We start from the raw sequence: 17,467 nt of genomic DNA on the forward strand, positions 1-17,467 counted from the left end.
AAAGTTGCGGCGAGCGACTGATTAAGACACTTTTCATAAAAATTGTACACAATAAAAACGACATTTTTACCGCTACCACCTCCATTCAGGGTTTATCAGCGAATCTTGCGCCGAACCATAAGATCAGGGGACCTCCTATCCATTAGCTGACCAGTCAGGCAGGTTTCTTGCAGTACCCTTCAAAGTGCATAGCCAATGAAAAATGCAAAAAAACAGGCTTACAAAGTGAATATAAAGTTGTATACAATCACTCCATCGCTGTGACGCCAGCCTGCCCTCTCATCGCCAGGCCGCCACGCACACCCTGACTTTGAACAAGTCGACACGAACAAGAAGGAAGACTGCAGTGAGCGCTGACTACCCACGCGACCTGATCGGTTACGGCAGTAACCCTCCTCACCCACACTGGCCGGGCAATGCCCGCATCGCGCTGTCCTTCGTGCTCAACTACGAGGAAGGTGGCGAGCGCAATATCCTGCACGGCGACAAAGAGTCCGAAGCGTTCCTCTCGGAGATGGTCTCGGCGCAGCCGCTGCAAGGCGAGCGCAATATGAGCATGGAATCCCTTTACGAGTATGGCAGCCGTGCCGGCGTCTGGCGGGTTTTGAAACTGTTCAAGGAATTCGACATCCCGTTGACCATCTTCGCCGTGGCCATGGCCGCCCAGCGCCACCCGGACGTGATCCGCGCCATGGTCGATGCTGGCCATGAAATCTGCAGTCACGGCTATCGCTGGATCGACTACCAGTACATGGATGAAGCGCAGGAACGCGAGCACATGCTCGAAGCGATCCGCATCCTCACCGAAATCACCGGCGAGCGCCCACTGGGCTGGTACACCGGTCGCACCGGCCCCAACACCCGTCGACTAGTGATGGAAGAAGGCGGTTTCCTCTACGACTGCGACACCTACGACGACGACCTGCCCTACTGGGAACCGAACAACCCGACCGGCAAGGCGCATCTGGTGATCCCCTACACCCTGGACACCAACGACATGCGCTTCACTCAGGTTCAGGGTTTCAACAAGGGCGACGATTTTTTTGAATACTTGAAAGACGCATTCGATGTGCTGTACGCCGAAGGCGCCGAAGCGCCGAAGATGTTGTCGATCGGCCTGCACTGCCGGCTGATCGGCCGTCCGGCGCGCCTGGCTTCGCTCAAGCGCTTTATCGAATACGCTAAAAGTCATGAACAGGTGTGGTTCAGCCGCCGAGTCGACATCGCTCGCCACTGGCACGCAAACCACCCGTATCAAGGGGCCGCGAAATGAGCCGCTTCCAGACCCTGAAACCATCGACCCTGAGCCGCGACGCCTTTGTCGCCGCCTTCGCCGACATTTACGAACACTCGCCATGGGTGGCCGAGAAGGCCTTCGACCTGGGCCAGGACGCTTCGATCGACGAGATCGAAACCCTGCACCAGCGTATGAGCGACATCTTGTTGAGCGCTGATCACACAAGCCAATTGGCCCTGATCAACGCTCACCCGGACCTGGCCGGCAAAGCCGCCGTCCAGGGCGAACTGACCGAAGCCAGCACGAATGAACAGGCTGGCGCCGGTATTCACCAATGCTCGAGCGATGAGTTCCAGCGCTTCACCGAGCTGAACGACGCCTACAAAGCCAAGTTCAAGTTTCCCTTCATCATGGCGGTAAAAGGCAGCAACCGGCATCAGATCCTCGCGGCGTTCGAAACGCGCATTCACAACTCGGTCGACACCGAATTCAAATGCGCGCTGGCGGAGATTAACAAGATCGCCCTGTTCCGATTACTGACCCTATAGCAAGCCTGGCCCGAGTGGATTCATGAACGCCGAAAACACCCAGGGCCTGCAAGCATCCCAAGCCAACTTATTTAAAGGCAGACAAGAAGAATGAAAGCTTACGCCGTACCTTTCGAGAAGTTCGTCAACCTGGCCGACGCCCGTCTGGGCACCAAAATCATCTCGGTCACCGATGACTGGTTCGCCGACGCCAACCGTCTGTTCCAACCGACCCCGGCCGTGTGGAAGGAGGGCGTGTTCGATGACAACGGCAAGTGGATGGACGGCTGGGAGTCGCGCCGCAAGCGCTTCGAAGGCTACGACAGCGCGGTGATCCGCCTGGGCGTACCGGGCTCGATCAAAGGCGTGGACATCGACACTTCATTCTTCACCGGCAACTACCCGCCATCGGCTTCGCTGCAAGCCTGCTTCCTGGCGTCGGGCGAGCCGGACGAAAACACCCAGTGGACTGAAGTGCTGTCGGCCGTCGAGCTGCAAGGCAACAGCCACCACTACCACGAAATCAGCAATGACCAGGCCTTCAGCCATCTGCGTTTCAACATCTATCCGGATGGCGGCGTGGCCCGTCTGCGTGTGTATGGCATTCCGTACCGCGACTGGTCCGCTGTGGGCGACAACGAACAAATCGATCTGGCCGCAGCCCTGAACGGCGGCCGTGCGCTGGCCTGCTCCGATGAACATTTTGGCCGCATGAGCAACATCCTCAACCCGGGGCGTGGCATCAACATGGGCGACGGCTGGGAAACCGCCCGTCGTCGCACGCCGGGCAATGACTGGGTGATCGTCGCGCTGGGCCATGCCGGCGAGATCGAGAAAGTCATCGTCGACACCCTGCACTTCAAGGGCAACTACCCGGACACTTGTTCGATCCAGGGTGCACTCGTGAAGGGCGGCACCGACAGCCAGATCGAAACCCAGTCGCTGTTCTGGCGTGAACTGTTGCCAAGCCAGAAGCTGGAAATGCACGCCGAACATACCTTCGCCGAGCAGATCAAGGCACTGGGCCCGATCACCCACATCCGCCTGAATGTGTTCCCGGATGGGGGCGTGAGCCGCCTGCGGGTTTTGGGCAAGGTCGCGAAATAATGCTGAGCCTGTAGGAGCTGCCGCAGGCTGCGATCTTTTGATCTTGATCTTAAAAACAAAGTCAAAAGATCGCAGGCTTCGCCAGCTCCTACAGGGATCGCGCACGACACGCGAGCAAGTGAACCAACAACACTGAATTCGGAAAAGAAGACCAGCATGCGCACATTGACGATTGAACCGCTGACCAAAGAAGCCTTCGCCCCTTTCGGTGACGTGATCGAAACCGAGGGCAGCGATCACTTCATGATCAACAACGGTTCGACCATGCGCTTTCACAAACTGGCGACGGTAGAAACCGCCACGCCAGAGGACAAGGCGATCATCAGCATCTTCCGCGCCGACGCGCAGGACATGCCGCTGACCGTCTGCATGCTGGAGCGTCATCCGCTGGGCAGCCAGGCTTTCATTCCGCTGCTCGGCAACCCCTTTCTGATCGTGGTCGCGCCACTTGGCGATGAACCTGTATCAGGCTTGGTCCGCGCCTTCGTCACCAATGGCAGGCAGGGCATTAATTACCATCGCGGCGTCTGGCACCACCCGGTGCTGACGATCGAAAAGCGGGATGACTTCCTGGTGGTTGATCGCAGTGGCACAGGCAATAACTGCGATGAGCATTTTTTCAAAGAGGATGAGCGTTTGATCCTCGCCCCCCACCAATAAGAGAAGGTCTGATCACTCGACGACAGAGTGACAGGCGAGAGGTAAAGACTGTGGAAGCACATCTGTTGGAATGGCTGAACCTGAGCGTGCGCTGGGTTCATATGATTACTGGCGTGGCCTGGATCGGCGCGTCGTTCTATTTCGTCTGGCTGGAAAACAACCTCAACCGGGTCAACCCGAAAAACGGGCTGGCGGGCGATTTGTGGGCGATCCATGGCGGCGGTATCTACCACCTGGAAAAATACAAACTGGCTCCACCGACCATGCCGGACAACCTGCACTGGTTCAAATGGGAAGCCTACTTCACCTGGCTGTCGGGGGTCGCGCTGCTGTGCGTGGTGTTCTACTCCAACCCGACGCTCTACCTGCTCGCTCCGGGCAGCAGCCTGACCGGCCCTGAAGGTGTTCTGCTGGGCATCGGCTCGTTGTTCGTCGGCTGGTTCATCTACTCCTTCCTCTGCGATTCGGCCCTGGGCAAACACCCTGCCCTGCTCGGTGTCATCCTGTTCGTGCTGATCATCGGCGCCGCTTACGGCTTCAGCAAAGTGTTCAGCGGTCGTGGTGCGTACCTGCACGTCGGCGCGATCATCGGCACCATCATGGTCGGCAACGTGTTCCGCATCATCATGCCGGCCCAACGGGCATTGGTGGCGGCGATTGCCGAGAATCGCACACCCGATCCGGCGCTGCCAGCCAAAGGCTTGCTGCGTTCGCGGCACAACAACTACTTCACCTTGCCGGTGCTGTTCATCATGATCAGCAACCACTTCCCGAGCACTTACGGCAGCCAATACAACTGGCTGATCCTGGCCGGGATCGCGGTGCTGGCGGTGTTGGTGCGTCACTACTTCAACACCCGCCATGACAGCCACAAGTTTGCCTGGACCCTGCCCGCCGCGGCTGTCGGCATGATCTGCCTGGCCTACGTGACCGGCCCGGCGCCGATGTCCAGCGCCCCTGAAGTGGCCAAGGCGCCTGGGGCCATCGAGTACCAGCCGCTGCCGGAAACCGCCCTGGGCGGTGGCAAGAAACCGGTTGAAGCGGCACCGGCGACGGCCCCTGCAACTGCACCCGCCCAGGCATCCAATGCCGGCCCTGCCTTCGATAAAGTGCACGACGTGATCCAGGAACGCTGCACGGTCTGCCATTCGGCCAAACCCACCAGCCCGCTGTTCAGCACGGCGCCGGCGGGCGTGATGTTCGATACCCCGGAGCAGATCAAGCTTCAGGCCCCGCGCATCCAGGCCCAGGCGGTTGCCAGCCAGATCATGCCATTGGGCAACATCACCCAGATGACCCAGCAAGAGCGCGACCTGATTGGTGCGTGGATTGTTCAGGGAGCTCAAACCCAATAAGCAACATGCCGTTGTAGCGAGGGGGCTTTTGTGGCCACAGCAAGCCCCCCGCCACGATCCACCTGATACACAAATCACAAAAATAAAAAAGATCCGAGGTGTTGCATTCCGAACTGCCACACCCACCCGTACTGACTCACTAAAAGACACACCCCTTGTGGGAGCGAGCCTGCACGCGATGACGCTATGACATTCAACATCAATGTTGATTGAACCAACGCCATCACAAGCAGGCTCGCCCCCACAGTGGGTGGCTGCCTGCGCCTCAAACAATAAAAACAAAAGGGAGCAACAGATGATTCGGACAAAAACCAGCGTGCTGTTGGGCTCTGGCCTGTTGGCCGCGAGCCACGCCATGGCCGGGGATTTACTGCTGTGGCAAACCAACAGCCTGAGCTACCTGTACGGCAAGAATTTCGTGATCAACCCGTCGATCCAGCAGACGGTGACGTTCGAGCACGCCGACAGATGGAAGTACGGTGATAACTTCCTGTTCATCGACAAGATCTTCTACAACGGCGAAGAAGACCGCAATAAAGGCCCTCACGCCTTCTATGGCGAATTCAGCCCGCGCCTGTCCTTTGGCAAAATGCTCGACCGTCGTTTCGAGTTTGGCCCGATCAAGGACGTATTGCTGGCCATGACGTACGAGTACGGCGAAGGCGACAGCGAAGCGTATCTGATTGGCCCGGGATTCGATCTGGCAGTGCCGGGTTTCAACTATTTCACCTTGAACTTCTATCGTCGCCAGACCGAAGGCCCACGCCCCGGTGATGGTGTCTGGCAGATCACTCCCACCTGGTCCTACAGCGTTGCGCTAGGCAATTCGAACCTGTTGATCGATGGCTATCTGGACTGGGTAGTGGACAACGATCGCAACGCACGCGGCACTTACCACGCCAACTTGCACATCAATCCGCAGATCAAATACGACTTGGGCAAAGCGTTGGGCTGGGGCGAGAAATTCGTCTACGTCGGCACCGAATACAGCTATTGGAAAAACAAGTACGGAATCGAAAACAGCGCCAACTTTGACACTCACCAAAACACCGCCAGCCTGCTGGTAAAGGTGCATTTTTAAGATGGCCCGCAACCGTGCCCGATACCTGTCACCGGTGCTCTGTTGCGGGGCACTTGAGACCTGGCCAAGGAGTCAGTATTCTCCGCGCCCGCCCGAATCCGCTCTAAAAAAAAGCGCGGATTTAATTCCTGACCAGAAAGCCAACTTATCCCGGCTCTGGACAGCACCAAGGCCTCTCCAATTGACGCTCAATCGACTGTTTTCAAACAGCCGAACGGGCGTTTTTTGGCTTTTCGAAAGCCTTGGCTCAGCTCTTGCTAACAGCATTAAAGCTGACCGACTGGATTGTTTTTTACAGCGAAGAAAAGGCGCCACACCAGAGCGCTGACCTTAGAAAAATAACGTGGAAACACCTACTTTTTGGGAGCAACCGAATGAAACGTACGCGCACCAGCCTGATGCTCGCAGGATCCTTGCTGGCCGGGGGTCAGGCAATGGCAGGCGACTTGCTGCAATGGCAGAACAACAGCCTGACCTACCTTTACGGCAAGGACTTCCAGGTCAACCCGCGCATTCAGCAAACCGTCACCTTCGAGCACGCCGATGCCTGGAAATACGGCGATAACTTCTTCTTCCTCGACAAGATCTTCTACAACGGCGAGAAGGACTTCAACGCCGGCCCGAACACCTATTACGGGGAGTTCCAGCCACGTATTTCGCTGGGCAAGGTCCTCGACCAGAAGATCGAATTCGGCCCGATCAAGGACGTGCTGCTGGCCATGACGTACGAGTTCGGTGAGGGCGATACCGAGTCCTACCTGATCGGTCCGGGTTTCGACCTGGCGATTCCCGGGTTCGATTACTTCCAGCTGAACTTCTATCAGCGTCACACCGAAGGCAGCCGTGCGGGTGACAACGTCTGGCAGATCACACCGGTGTGGTCCTACACCATTCCCGTGGGCGATTCGAACATCCTGATCGATGGTTTCATGGACTGGGTAGTCGATAACGACCAGAACAGCAAAGGCACCTACCATGCCAACCTGCACTTCAACCCGCAGATCAAATACGACTTGGGCAAAGCCGTGAACATCGGCGAGAAGCAGCTGTACGTCGGTGTCGAGTACGACTACTGGTCAGACAAGTACGGGATCAAGGACAGCCAGTACTTCAAGACCGATCAGAGCAACACGAGCTTGCTGGTGAAGTTTCACTTCTGATCTTCGCTTTATGTGGCGTCTGGAAGGACGCCTTCGCGAGCAAGCCCGCTCCCACAGTTGATCAGCGGTGATCACAAATAACGTGTTCACAGGAGATCCTATGTGGGAGCGGGCTTGCTCGCGAAAGCCACACCGCAAATCTCAAGCCGGAACCGCAGGCTCCACCAACCCCAGAAACCGGCACAACTCATGCCGTTTGGCCAACGCATCGCGCCGCCCCAGATCGATCAATTCGCTGCAATACCCCGCCTCGAACAGCAGATAACTCAATACCCCCGCCCCGCTGGTCTTGGTCGCCCCCGGCCCGCGCAAAAACAGACGCAAGGCCGCTGGCAATTCCTGGCGATGCCGCGCTGCAATTTCATCGATCGGCTGACTCGGCGAAATCACCAGCACCTCCACCGGCGCGGCTCCCAATGCACGACTCGGCGCGCCGTCGGGCAGCAGATGGCTGAACTGATTCAGACGCTGCAACAACTCGATGTCACTTTCCAGGCTGTCAATGAACGTACTGTTGAGCATGTGCCCGCCGATTTGCGCCAGCGTCGGCTGCTGACCGGTATAGGCACGTTGCAGCGGCTGTTGCGGGTCGACCCCGCGCGGGTTGCCGCTGACACCCACCACCAGCACGCGGCTGGCACCCAGGTGCAAGGCCGGGCTGATCGGTGCCGATTGGCGTACCGCGCCATCGCCAAAATATTCTTCGCCGATTTTCACCGGCGCAAACAACAACGGAATCGCCGAACTGGCCAGTAAATGTTCGACGCTCAATTGGGTCGGCACGCCGATTCGCCGATGGCGCAACCAGGATTCGATGGTGCCGCCACCCTGGTAAAACGTGACGGCCTGACCGGACTCATAACCAAACGCCGTGACCGCCACCGCTTTCAATTGCTTTTGCGCGATGGCCTCGGCAATTCCGGGCATGTGCAGTTTGTCGTTGAGTAATCCGCGCAGTGGCGAGCTATTGAGCAGGGCCACTGGCACCGGGGCGCCAATGCCCATCAGATTGTGACTGACAAAACGGGTGGCTTGATGGATCACCCCCGGCCAGTCGCTGCGCAATACCAGATGACTGCGGAAACCTTGCCAGAAGGCAGTCAGACGCTGAATCGCGCCGCGAAAGTCCATTGCCCCACTGGCCAGGCTGACCGCGTTGATCGCGCCAGCCGAAGTACCGACGATCACCGGAAACGGATTCGCCGCGCCTACCGGTAGCAGCTCGGCAATCGCCGCCAGCACGCCCACCTGATAAGCCGCCCGAGCCCCGCCGCCGGAAAGTATCAACCCTGTAACCGGTTCAGCAGAACTCATCGCAACACTCCATGGTGCTTAAAGGGATCGGTGACTCAACCGCGTTTGGCGTACAGCTTCGCCTCGCCCGGTGGACGGGTCTTGAAGCGGCGATGTGCCCAGAGGTATTGCTCCGGACATTCGCGCAAAGCACTTTCGACCCACTGGTTGATACGAATGCAGTCAGCCTCTTCCGTCTCGCCGGGAAAGCCCTCGAGCGGCGCATGAATCACCAACCGATAACCACTGCCGTCCGCCAGGCGTTGTTGAGTGAACGGCACGACCAATGCCTTGCCCAGCCGTGCAAACTTGCTGGTGGCGGTGACGGTCGCCGCCTGAATCCCGAACAACGGCACGAAGATACTTTGCTTGGCACCGTAGTCCTGATCCGGCGCGTACCAGATCGCCCGACCTGAGCGCAGCAGTTTGAGCATGCCACGCACATCGTCGCGCTCCACCGCCAGCGAGTCGAGATTATGCCGCTCGCGGCCACGACGCTGGATGTAGTCGAACAGTGGATTCTTGTGTTCGCGGTACATGCCATCGATGGTGTGCTGCTGACCGAGCAGCGCCGCGCCGATTTCCAGCGTGGTGAAATGCACGGCCATCAGAATCACGCCCTTGCCCTGCGCCTGGGCCTGCTTCAAATGCTCCAGGCCTTCGATGTGGGCCAGTTTCGCCAGACGCTTGCGCGACCACCACCAGCTCATGGCCATTTCGAAAAAGGCGATGCCAGTGGAGGCGAAGTTTTCCTTGAGCAGACGCTTGCGCTCGGCAGCGGACTTTTCAGGGAAACAGAGCTCAAGATTGCGCTTGGCAATGCGCCGTCGGTCGCCCGCCACTCGGTACATCAATGCACCCAGGGCGCGACCGACCGACAGCAATGCCGGATATGGCAACTGCACAATCAGCCACAACAGCCCCAAGCCACACCACAGCGGCCAGAAACGTGGAGAAAGAAATGCTGTTCGAAATTGCGGGCGATCCATTAAAGGTTCCGTCAAGACAGTGGCCGCGCATTCTACATCGTTCGACCCGGCTTGCGGCCTGCGGGCGTTCTCGTTATAAGTCTCGGCACTTTTAGTGACAAGTCGTTGTATGCCGACCATGAGCCAAACCGAACCGCTAGACCAAGATCCCGTGTTCCAGTTGAAGGGCAGCATGCTCGCCATTACGGTGCTGGAACTGGCCCGTAACGACCTCGAGAACCTTGATCGACAACTGGCCGCCAAGGTCGCCCAGGCGCCCAACTTCTTCAGCAATGCGCCGCTGGTCCTGGCCCTGGACAAACTTCCGGCCAGCGAAGGCTCGGTCGATCTGCCCGGGCTGATGCGCATCTGCCGCCAGCATGGCCTGCGCACCCTGGCGATCCGTGCCAGCCGAATCGAGGACATTGCCGCCGCCATCGCCGTCGATCTGCCGGTGCTGCCGCCGTCCGGCGCCCGTGAGCGACCGCTCGACCCGCACGAAGGCACTGTTGCGAAAAAACCGGAAAAACCACCGGAACCCACCATCAAACCGACCAAAATCATCACCTCGCCCGTACGCGGGGGCCAGCAGATTTATGCCCAGGGTTGTGATTTGGTGGTGATTTCGTCGGTCAGCCCGGGGGCGGAACTTCTCGCCGATGGGAACATCCATGTATACGGCGCGATGCGCGGTCGTGTCTTGGCCGGCGTCAAAGGTGACACGAAAGCCAGGATTTTCTGCCAGCAAATGACCGCTGAACTGGTCTCCATCGCTGGCCACTACAAGGTTTCCGAGGATCTGCGTCGTGATCCATTGTGGGGCGCGGGCGTGCAAGTCAGCCTGTCGGGCGACGTGTTGAACATCATTCGGCTTTAACGGATACTGCCGCATTTTCCAAGCATCTCTAAAACGTAGCGAAAACGGCTCAAACGAAGTAGGAAAAAGGCCAACAGCAGTGTTTACCGGGGGTAAACGCCGCTCAGAACCGGATTCCAGCCAAGGCTGTCCGACTGCAGTAGTTTTTCAAGAGATGTTTTTCAGGGGCTAAACGTCCTTTTTCCTTAGGGGTAAAACACCTTGGCCAAGATTCTCGTGGTTACATCCGGCAAGGGTGGTGTGGGTAAGACCACCACCAGCGCCGCTATCGGTACCGGCCTCGCTCTGCGTGGTCACAAAACAGTTATCGTCGACTTCGACGTCGGCCTGCGTAACCTCGACCTGATCATGGGTTGCGAGCGCCGCGTGGTGTATGACTTCGTCAACGTGGTAAACGGCGAAGCCAACCTGCAACAGGCCCTGATCAAAGACAAGCGTCTGGAAAACCTCTACGTACTGGCCGCCAGTCAGACTCGCGACAAAGACGCGCTGACTGTCGAAGGCGTCGAAAAGGTCCTGATGCAGCTCAAGGAAGACTTCGAATTCGTGGTCTGCGACTCTCCGGCGGGCATCGAGAAAGGCGCCCACCTGGCCATGTACTTCGCTGACGAAGCGATTGTAGTGACCAACCCGGAAGTCTCCTCCGTGCGTGACTCGGACCGCATGCTGGGCCTGTTGGCCAGTAAGTCCCGTCGTGCCGAAAACGGCGAAGACCCGATCAAGGAACATTTGTTGCTGACCCGCTACAACCCGACACGCGTGAGTAACGGTGAAATGCTGGGCGTCGAAGACGTCAAGGAAATCCTCGCAGTGACCCTGCTGGGTGTGATTCCGGAATCGCAAGCCGTCCTCAAGGCATCCAACCAGGGCGTCCCTGTGATTCTCGACGACCAAAGCGACGCCGGTCAGGCGTACAGCGATGCCGTCGATCGTCTGCTGGGTAAAACCGTGGACCATCGTTTCCTCGATGTCGAGAAGAAGGGATTCTTCGAGCGACTTTTTGGAGGTAGGTAATGAACCTTTTTGACTTCTTTCGTGCCAGTAAAAAGGTCAGCACCGCGTCGGTAGCGAAAGAGCGTCTACAGATCATCGTGGCGCATGAACGCGGCCAGCGCAGTACGCCGGATTACCTGCCAGCCTTACAGAAGGAACTGGTGGAAGTGATCCGCAAGTACGTCAATATCGGGTCCGATGACGTGCACGTCGCTCTGGAAAACCAGGGCAGCTGCTCGATCCTGGAACTCAATATCACCCTGCCAGATCGCTGAGTCGATCCGGCGGGAGCCACGGCGGCTCAGAACCTTCAGGCTCTTGTAGGAGCTGCCGCAGGCTGCGATCTTTTGATCTTGTTTTAAAAGCAAAATCAAAAGATCGCAGCCTGCGGCAGCTCCTACATTGGGCATTAGGGTTCTGAGCCGCCGTTGGCGTTTGTTACGAGGCTGTTTTAATGCCGTTGTCCAACATCCGCATCATTCATCAGGACGCCGCCGTACTGGTGGTGGACAAACCGACCCTGTTGCTCTCCGTCCCCGGCCGGGCCGATGACAACAAGGATTGTCTGATTACGCGCCTGCAAGAAAACGGCTACCCGGAAGCGCGAATCGTCCATCGGCTGGACTGGGAAACGTCCGGTATCATTCTGTTGGCCCGTGACCCGGACACTCATCGCGAGCTGTCTCGGCAATTTCACGACCGCGAAACCGAAAAAGCCTACACCGCCCTGTGCTGGGGACAACCGGAACTGGACAGCGGCAGCATCGATCTGCCCCTGCGCTACGACCCGCCCACCAAGCCCCGCCATGTGGTGGACCACGAATTCGGCAAGCATGCCCTGACGTTCTGGCGTGTGCTGGAGCGTTGTGGCGACTGGTGCCGCGTCGAACTGACGCCGATCACCGGCCGCTCTCATCAGTTGCGCGTGCACATGCTTTCCATCGGCCACCCGCTGTTAGGCGACGGGCTCTATGCCCATGAGCAAGCCTTGGCTGCCTGGCCACGACTTTGTTTGCACGCCAGCATGCTCAGCTTCACTCATCCCCAGACGGGCGAACGCCTGCGCTTCGAGTGCCCCGCACCGTTTTAACGGTCAATGAGCGTGCTTTTGTGGCGAGGGGGCTTGCCCCCGTTGGAGTGCAAAGCACTCCTGAAACCAGCTAAACCGCATCTGCAGGATTTACGACTGCTTCGCAGCCGAACGGGGGCAAGCCCCCTCGCCACAGCAAGCTCCCTCGCCACATTGAGTCTCACTCTGCACGCGTAACAGCCCACCGCACTTTGCGCTTTCAATACGTTAAACTGGCGCCACTGCTGTCTGGAGCTACTTATGCGCGAAGAGTTGAACCAAGGCCTGATCGACTTCCTCAAGGCCTCCCCTACCCCGTTCCATGCCACCGCCAGCCTGGCTCAGCGTCTGGAAGCGGCCGGTTTCATGCGCCTCGACGAGCGTGAGCCATGGACCACCGAAGCCCATGGTCGTTACTACGTCACCCGTAATGACTCTTCGATCGTCGCATTCAAAATGGGCCGTCATTCACCCTTGCACGGCGGTATCCGACTGGTCGGCGCGCACACTGACAGTCCGTGCCTGCGGGTCAAACCCCAGCCGGAACTGCAACGTCAGGGCTTCTGGCAACTGGGTGTCGAAGTCTACGGCGGTGCACTGCTGGCGCCGTGGTTCGACCGTGATCTGTCTCTGGCCGGCCGCGTGACGTTCCGCCGCGATGGCAAGGTCGAGAGCCAGTTGATCGACTTCAAGGCACCGATCGCGATCATTCCGAACCTGGCCATTCACCTCAACCGTGAAGCCAATATGGGCTGGGCGATCAATGCCCAGACCGAACTGCCACCGATCCTTGCGCAATTTGCCGGTGATGAGCGCGTGGACTTCCGCGCCGTACTCACCGATCAACTGGCCCGCGAACATGGCCTGAACGCTGACGTAGTGCTCGATTACGAGCTGAGTTTCTACGACACCCAAAGCGCAGCGGTCATTGGCCTGCATGGCGATTTCATTGCGGGTGCGCGCCTCGATAACTTGCTGTCGTGCTACGCCGGCCTGCAAGCTTTGCTAACGACCGAAACCGACGAAACCTGCGTGCTGGTCTGCAACGATCACGAAGAAGTCGGTTCCTGCTCGGCCTGTGGCGCCGACGGCCCGATGCTTGAGCAAACCCTGCGTCGTCTGTTGCCCGAAGGGGATGAATTCGTACGGACCATTCAGAAATCCCTGTTGGTTTCGGCCGACAACGCCCACGGCGTGCACCCGAACTATGCGGACAAGCACGATGCCAACCACGGCCCGAAACTCAACGCCGGCCCGGTGATCAAGGTCAACAGCAACCAGCGCTACGCCACCAACAGCGAAACCGCCGGGTTCTTCCGCCATTTGTGCATGGCCGAAGAAGTGCCGGTGCAGAGCTTTGTAGTGCGCAGCGACATGGGCTGCGGCTCGACCATCGGCCCGATCACCGCCAGCCACCTGGGCGTGCGCACTGTGGACATCGGTTTGCCGACGTTCGCCATGCACTCGATCCGTGAGTTGTGCGGCAGCCATGACCTGGCGCATCTGGTCAAAGTACTGAGCGCGTTTTACACCTGCCGCGAATTGCCGTAGCCGCCCCCTGTAGGAGTTGCCGAAGGCTGCGATCTTTTGATCTTGATCTTTTGGCGTCTTCAAATGCGCTGAAAATCAAGATCAAAAGATCGCAGCCTTCGGCAGCTCCTACACACATCACCACCGCTCATCCGAAAGCCGCCTAGACTTGCAGTACCCTCTCCGACAAGGCTGTCCCCATGATCTCGTTGTCTTCGTTCCACGCCATGCTGATCCCGATTCTTTCCGGGATGATCATGCTGGCCATCGGCTTCAACTTTCGCGACAAGAACGCCGGTGTGTTCGCGATGTGGGTTGGCATGCTGATGATCCTCGCCACTGTGATCTACAAGATCCTCGCCAAACTCAACGAATAAATCCTCACGCCTGGCTCGCATTGATGTGCCGTTGAATGTGTGTCCTACACCACATCCACTCCGACATGAATCGCATCATGGCGCCAGAACTCCAGATCACAATCGATCAGTCGCTCGTGCTGATCGTAATTGACCCGAGCAATCCGCAATCCCGGGCTGCCTACCGACACCCGTAAAGCCGCCGCGGCGTCCACCGACAACGCCGTCGGCACAATCTCGAAACGCACCCGCCCGTAATGCAAGTCGTAATGCCGGGCATACAGTTCGGTCATCGACTGATTCAGATCGAAATCCAGAATCCCGGGGAAAAACTGCGGGTTCAGGTAGTGCTCCACATACAACACCAATCGCCCGTCAATCCGTCGCGAGCGGCAGATCTGGATCACGCTCGACAACGCCGGCAATTGTAACCAGGCACACACCGCCGCCGACGCCGGTTGCAACCGCGCCGAGATCACCTCGGTGGACGGCACTCGCCCCTGCGCACTGACCATCGCGTGAAAGTGGCTGCGCTGCATCAGGTTGTAAGCCAGCCTTGGTGGCGACACGAACCAGCCGCGTCGCTCCTCGCGATAAATCTGGCCCTGGGCCTCTAGCTGCAATAAAGCCTCACGCACGGTGATCCGCGTGGTACCGAACAACTCACTGAGCTTGCGCTCTGCCGGCAACTTGCTCCCGGGCGCCAACAGACCGTGGTCGAGCTGTTCTTGCAGAACCTGTCCGATGGCTGTCACCGCTTTGGTGGTCTCGATGCGCATCAACGTTACCTATCTGGACTAGACCAGCACTGATTCAGGGCAGAACCGTGATTCAAATCGGTTCCTTCAACTGCCTGCAAGCCTAGGCACTGCATATGACTGACAGATGACAAAGCCGCCGAACGGTTGCGCCAGACACCTGCAATTTTATGGCCAAGTCCCTTTCATATCAGCTCTTTAGCCATGGTCTACGCTTATCTCGCACCCCGCGTACCCGAGCGCAGAAAATTCAGGCCGACCGGTCGTCGACATCAAAATGTCATCGAGGGCGCCTAAATTGGCTCAGGTATTGCTGACCTAGACCAACACAACCGCAATCGCAGCGTTGAAAACGCCCAAAGGAGCTTCGGATGAAACAGTTTTTCCTGGCATCACTGTTAGGCTCGACCATTGCCCTGTGCACCGCCGCCATGGCGGCGGATGATCTGAAAACCCTGGAAGCCGCTGCGAAAGCGGAAGGCCAAGTCAACAGCGTCGGCATGCCCGATGACTGGGCCAACTGGAAAGGCACCTGGGAAGACCTGGCCAAGAAATATGGCCTGAAACACATCGACACCGACATGAGCTCGGCCCAGGAAATCGCCAAATTCGCCGCCGAAAAAGACAACGCCACGGCCGATATCGGCGACGTCGGTGCCGCGTTCGGCCCGATCGCGGTCAAGCAAGGTGTCGTGCAACCTTACAAACCCACCACCTGGGAACAGATTCCGGACTGGGCCAAGGACAAGGACGGTAACTGGGCGCTGGCCTACACCGGCAGCATCGCGTTCATCATCAACAAAAAACTGCTGCACGGTTCCGAAGCGCCAACCAAATGGGCCGACCTCAAGACTGGCAAGTACAAAGTCTCTATCGGTGACGTGAGCACTGCGGCCCAAGCGGCCAACGGTGTACTGGCCGCCGCCCTTGCCAATGGGGGTGACGAAAAAAACATTCAGCCAGCCCTGTTGCTGTTCGCCGACATCGCCAAGCAAGGCCGCCTGTCCATGGCCAACCCGACGATCGCCACCATGGAAAAGGGTGAAATCGAAGTCGGTGTGGTGTGGGACTTCAACGGTCTGAGCTACAAGGCCAAGATGGCGAATCCGGATGACTACATCGTGCTGATTCCATCCGACGGCTCGGTGATTTCCGGTTACACCACCATCATCAATAAATACGCGAAGCACCCGAACGCCGCCAAACTGACCCGCGAATACATCTTCAGCGACGCCGGCCAAATCAACCTGGCGAAAGGCAACGCCCGTCCGATCCGCGCCGAGCATCTGAAATTGCCGCAAGAGGTCAAGGCCAAACTGCTGCCTAACGAGCAGTACAAAAAGGTCACGCCGATCAAAGACGCCGACGCGTGGGAAAAGACCTCCAAGTCGCTGCCGCAGAAGTGGCAGGAAGAAGTCATTATCAATATGCCGTAACACGGTAGATCCCCACATTGGGTACCCAATGGAGATCCAGTGTGGGAGTGGGCTTATGGTGAGGGGGCTTTTGTGGCGAGGGAGCTTGCTCCCGTTGAACTGCGCAGCAGTTCCTTTTTTGGGGCCGCTTCGCAGCCCAACGGGAGCAAGCTCCCTCGCCACAGGCAAGCTCCCTCGCCACAAAAGCCCCCTCCCACAGGGGATTGGTTGCGTACTTGAATCATCTGTTTTTGCGGAGTCCCAGCCCCTATGAAGCACAACGTCATCCTTGTCGTGCTCGACGGCCTCAATTACGAAGTCGCGCGCCACGCCATGGGGCATCTGCAGGCTTACGTTGGCGCAGGACGCGCGGCACTCTACAAACTGGAGTGCGAACTGCCGGCCCTGTCCCGACCGCTTTATGAATGCATCCTGACCGGCGTTACGCCGATCGACAGCGGCATCGTTCACAACAACGTCTCGCGCCTGTCCAACCAGCGCAGCATCTATCATTACGCCACCGATGCCGGCCTGAAAACCGCGGCCGCGGCGTATCACTGGGTCAGCGAGTTGTATAACCGTTCACCGTTCGTGGCCGCCCGGGATCGTCATACCGATGACCCCAAACTGCCGATCCAGCACGGTCACTTCTACTGGAACGACCACTACCCCGACTCGCATCTGTTCGCCGACGCGGAGCACCTGCGCCTGCACCACGCACCAAACTTCTTATTGGTCCACCCCATGAACATCGACGACGCCGGGCACAAGCACGGCCTCGACACGCCGCAATATCGCAACAGCGCCCGCTCGGCAGACATCATCCTCGCCGATTACCTGCAAGGCTGGCTCGACGCCGGTTACCAGGTGATGGTGACTGCTGATCACGGCATGAACAACGACCGCTCGCACAACGGCTTGCTGCCCGAAGAACGTGAAGTGCCGCTGTTCGTCCTCGGCGATGCCTTCAGTCTCAACCAAAAAGCCGCACCGAAACAGACCGAGATCTGCGGCACCGTCTGCGAACTGTTGGGCGTGCCCCACGACAAACCTGTGTGCCGGGAGCTGCTCAAGTGAATGC

At 58.4% G+C, this 17,467-nt stretch carries 18 protein-coding genes; 15 read left to right on the forward strand and 3 right to left on the reverse strand.

Features of this window, described 5'->3' with window-relative positions:
- Positions 1-346: 346 nt before the first annotated feature.
- The 7 genes from puuE (at position 347) to ABH909_RS23285 (ending at position 7,127) form a co-directional block, all read left to right on the forward strand.
- Complete coding sequence (gene puuE, locus ABH909_RS23255; RefSeq protein ID WP_429437587.1) at positions 347-1,273, forward strand: allantoinase PuuE; 927 nt, start codon at positions 347-349, stop codon at positions 1,271-1,273.
- Positions 1,270-1,785, forward strand: coding sequence for a 2-oxo-4-hydroxy-4-carboxy-5-ureidoimidazoline decarboxylase (uraD, locus tag ABH909_RS23260; RefSeq protein ID WP_429437589.1), 516 nt, complete (start codon positions 1,270-1,272; stop codon positions 1,783-1,785). Before puuE ends, uraD begins: the two co-directional genes overlap by 4 nt.
- A gap of 90 nt (positions 1,786-1,875) precedes the next feature.
- Positions 1,876-2,871, forward strand: coding sequence for an allantoicase (alc, locus tag ABH909_RS23265; RefSeq protein ID WP_429437592.1), 996 nt, complete (start codon positions 1,876-1,878; stop codon positions 2,869-2,871).
- A 156-nt stretch (positions 2,872-3,027) separates the two neighbouring features.
- On the forward strand, positions 3,028-3,531 hold the full coding sequence (locus ABH909_RS23270; RefSeq protein WP_218394258.1) for an ureidoglycolate lyase: 504 nt from the start codon (positions 3,028-3,030) through the stop codon (positions 3,529-3,531).
- A 50-nt stretch (positions 3,532-3,581) separates the two neighbouring features.
- Positions 3,582-4,886: a urate hydroxylase PuuD gene (locus ABH909_RS23275; RefSeq protein ID WP_429437595.1), complete on the forward strand. Its 1,305-nt coding sequence runs from the start codon at positions 3,582-3,584 to the stop codon at positions 4,884-4,886.
- Between the two features lie 295 nt (positions 4,887-5,181).
- Positions 5,182-5,967: an outer membrane protein OmpK gene (locus ABH909_RS23280; protein ID WP_429437597.1), complete on the forward strand. Its 786-nt coding sequence runs from the start codon at positions 5,182-5,184 to the stop codon at positions 5,965-5,967.
- A 374-nt stretch (positions 5,968-6,341) separates the two neighbouring features.
- Positions 6,342-7,127 (forward strand): outer membrane protein OmpK, encoded by a 786-nt coding sequence (locus ABH909_RS23285; RefSeq protein ID WP_429437598.1) that lies wholly within the window; start codon positions 6,342-6,344, stop codon positions 7,125-7,127.
- Positions 7,128-7,268: 141 nt separating this feature from the next.
- Here the strand turns inward: ABH909_RS23285 and ABH909_RS23290 are convergent, their stop codons facing one another.
- Together ABH909_RS23290 and ABH909_RS23295 are read right to left on the reverse strand one after the other, a co-directional pair.
- The gene (locus ABH909_RS23290) at positions 7,269-8,441 is read right to left on the reverse strand and encodes a patatin-like phospholipase family protein (RefSeq protein WP_429437601.1); all 1,173 of its coding nucleotides are present in this window, start codon (positions 8,439-8,441) and stop codon (positions 7,269-7,271) included.
- 35 nt (positions 8,442-8,476) lie between these two features.
- Positions 8,477-9,409 (reverse strand): lipid A biosynthesis lauroyl acyltransferase, encoded by a 933-nt coding sequence (locus ABH909_RS23295; RefSeq protein WP_429437604.1) that lies wholly within the window; start codon positions 9,407-9,409, stop codon positions 8,477-8,479.
- Between the two features lie 118 nt (positions 9,410-9,527).
- Between ABH909_RS23295 and minC the strand changes: the two genes are divergently transcribed.
- From minC to ABH909_RS23325, 6 genes are all read left to right on the forward strand, one after another.
- Positions 9,528-10,265, forward strand: coding sequence for a septum site-determining protein MinC (gene minC, locus ABH909_RS23300; RefSeq protein WP_038980241.1), 738 nt, complete (start codon positions 9,528-9,530; stop codon positions 10,263-10,265).
- 201 nt (positions 10,266-10,466) lie between these two features.
- A complete protein-coding gene (gene minD / locus ABH909_RS23305; protein ID WP_007898841.1) occupies positions 10,467-11,279 on the forward strand; it encodes a septum site-determining protein MinD in 813 nt (270 codons plus the stop codon).
- The gene (minE, locus tag ABH909_RS23310; RefSeq protein WP_007898843.1) at positions 11,279-11,533 is read left to right on the forward strand and encodes a cell division topological specificity factor MinE; all 255 of its coding nucleotides are present in this window, start codon (positions 11,279-11,281) and stop codon (positions 11,531-11,533) included. The genes minD and minE overlap by 1 nt, the downstream gene beginning before the upstream one ends.
- Positions 11,534-11,712: 179 nt before the next feature.
- Positions 11,713-12,348: an RluA family pseudouridine synthase gene (locus ABH909_RS23315; RefSeq protein WP_030131660.1), complete on the forward strand. Its 636-nt coding sequence runs from the start codon at positions 11,713-11,715 to the stop codon at positions 12,346-12,348.
- A 240-nt stretch (positions 12,349-12,588) separates the two neighbouring features.
- Positions 12,589-13,878 carry a M18 family aminopeptidase gene (locus tag ABH909_RS23320; RefSeq protein ID WP_429437608.1) on the forward strand — a complete coding sequence of 430 codons (1,290 nt, stop codon included), beginning with the start codon at positions 12,589-12,591 and terminating at the stop codon, positions 13,876-13,878.
- Positions 13,879-14,057: 179 nt separating this feature from the next.
- Positions 14,058-14,234 (forward strand): hypothetical protein, encoded by a 177-nt coding sequence (locus ABH909_RS23325; RefSeq protein ID WP_007898847.1) that lies wholly within the window; start codon positions 14,058-14,060, stop codon positions 14,232-14,234.
- Between the two features lie 44 nt (positions 14,235-14,278).
- Here ABH909_RS23325 and ABH909_RS23330 read toward each other — a convergent pair whose 3' ends face one another.
- Positions 14,279-14,992 carry a UTRA domain-containing protein gene (locus tag ABH909_RS23330; protein ID WP_007898856.1) on the reverse strand — a complete coding sequence of 238 codons (714 nt, stop codon included), beginning with the start codon at positions 14,990-14,992 and terminating at the stop codon, positions 14,279-14,281.
- Between the two features lie 350 nt (positions 14,993-15,342).
- On the opposite strand from ABH909_RS23330, the gene ABH909_RS23335 reads away from it, so the two are divergent.
- Together ABH909_RS23335 and ABH909_RS23340 are read left to right on the forward strand one after the other, a co-directional pair.
- Positions 15,343-16,407, forward strand: a complete 1,065-nt coding sequence (locus ABH909_RS23335; RefSeq protein WP_429437611.1) for an ABC transporter substrate-binding protein — start codon at positions 15,343-15,345, stop codon at positions 16,405-16,407.
- A 249-nt stretch (positions 16,408-16,656) separates the two neighbouring features.
- Positions 16,657-17,463, forward strand: coding sequence for an alkaline phosphatase family protein (locus tag ABH909_RS23340; protein ID WP_429437613.1), 807 nt, complete (start codon positions 16,657-16,659; stop codon positions 17,461-17,463).
- Positions 17,464-17,467 lie beyond the last annotated feature (4 nt).

It is taken from the genome of Pseudomonas sp. BS3782 TE3695 (assembly GCF_050435305.1).
Taxonomy (GTDB): Bacteria; Pseudomonadota; Gammaproteobacteria; order Pseudomonadales; family Pseudomonadaceae; genus Aquipseudomonas.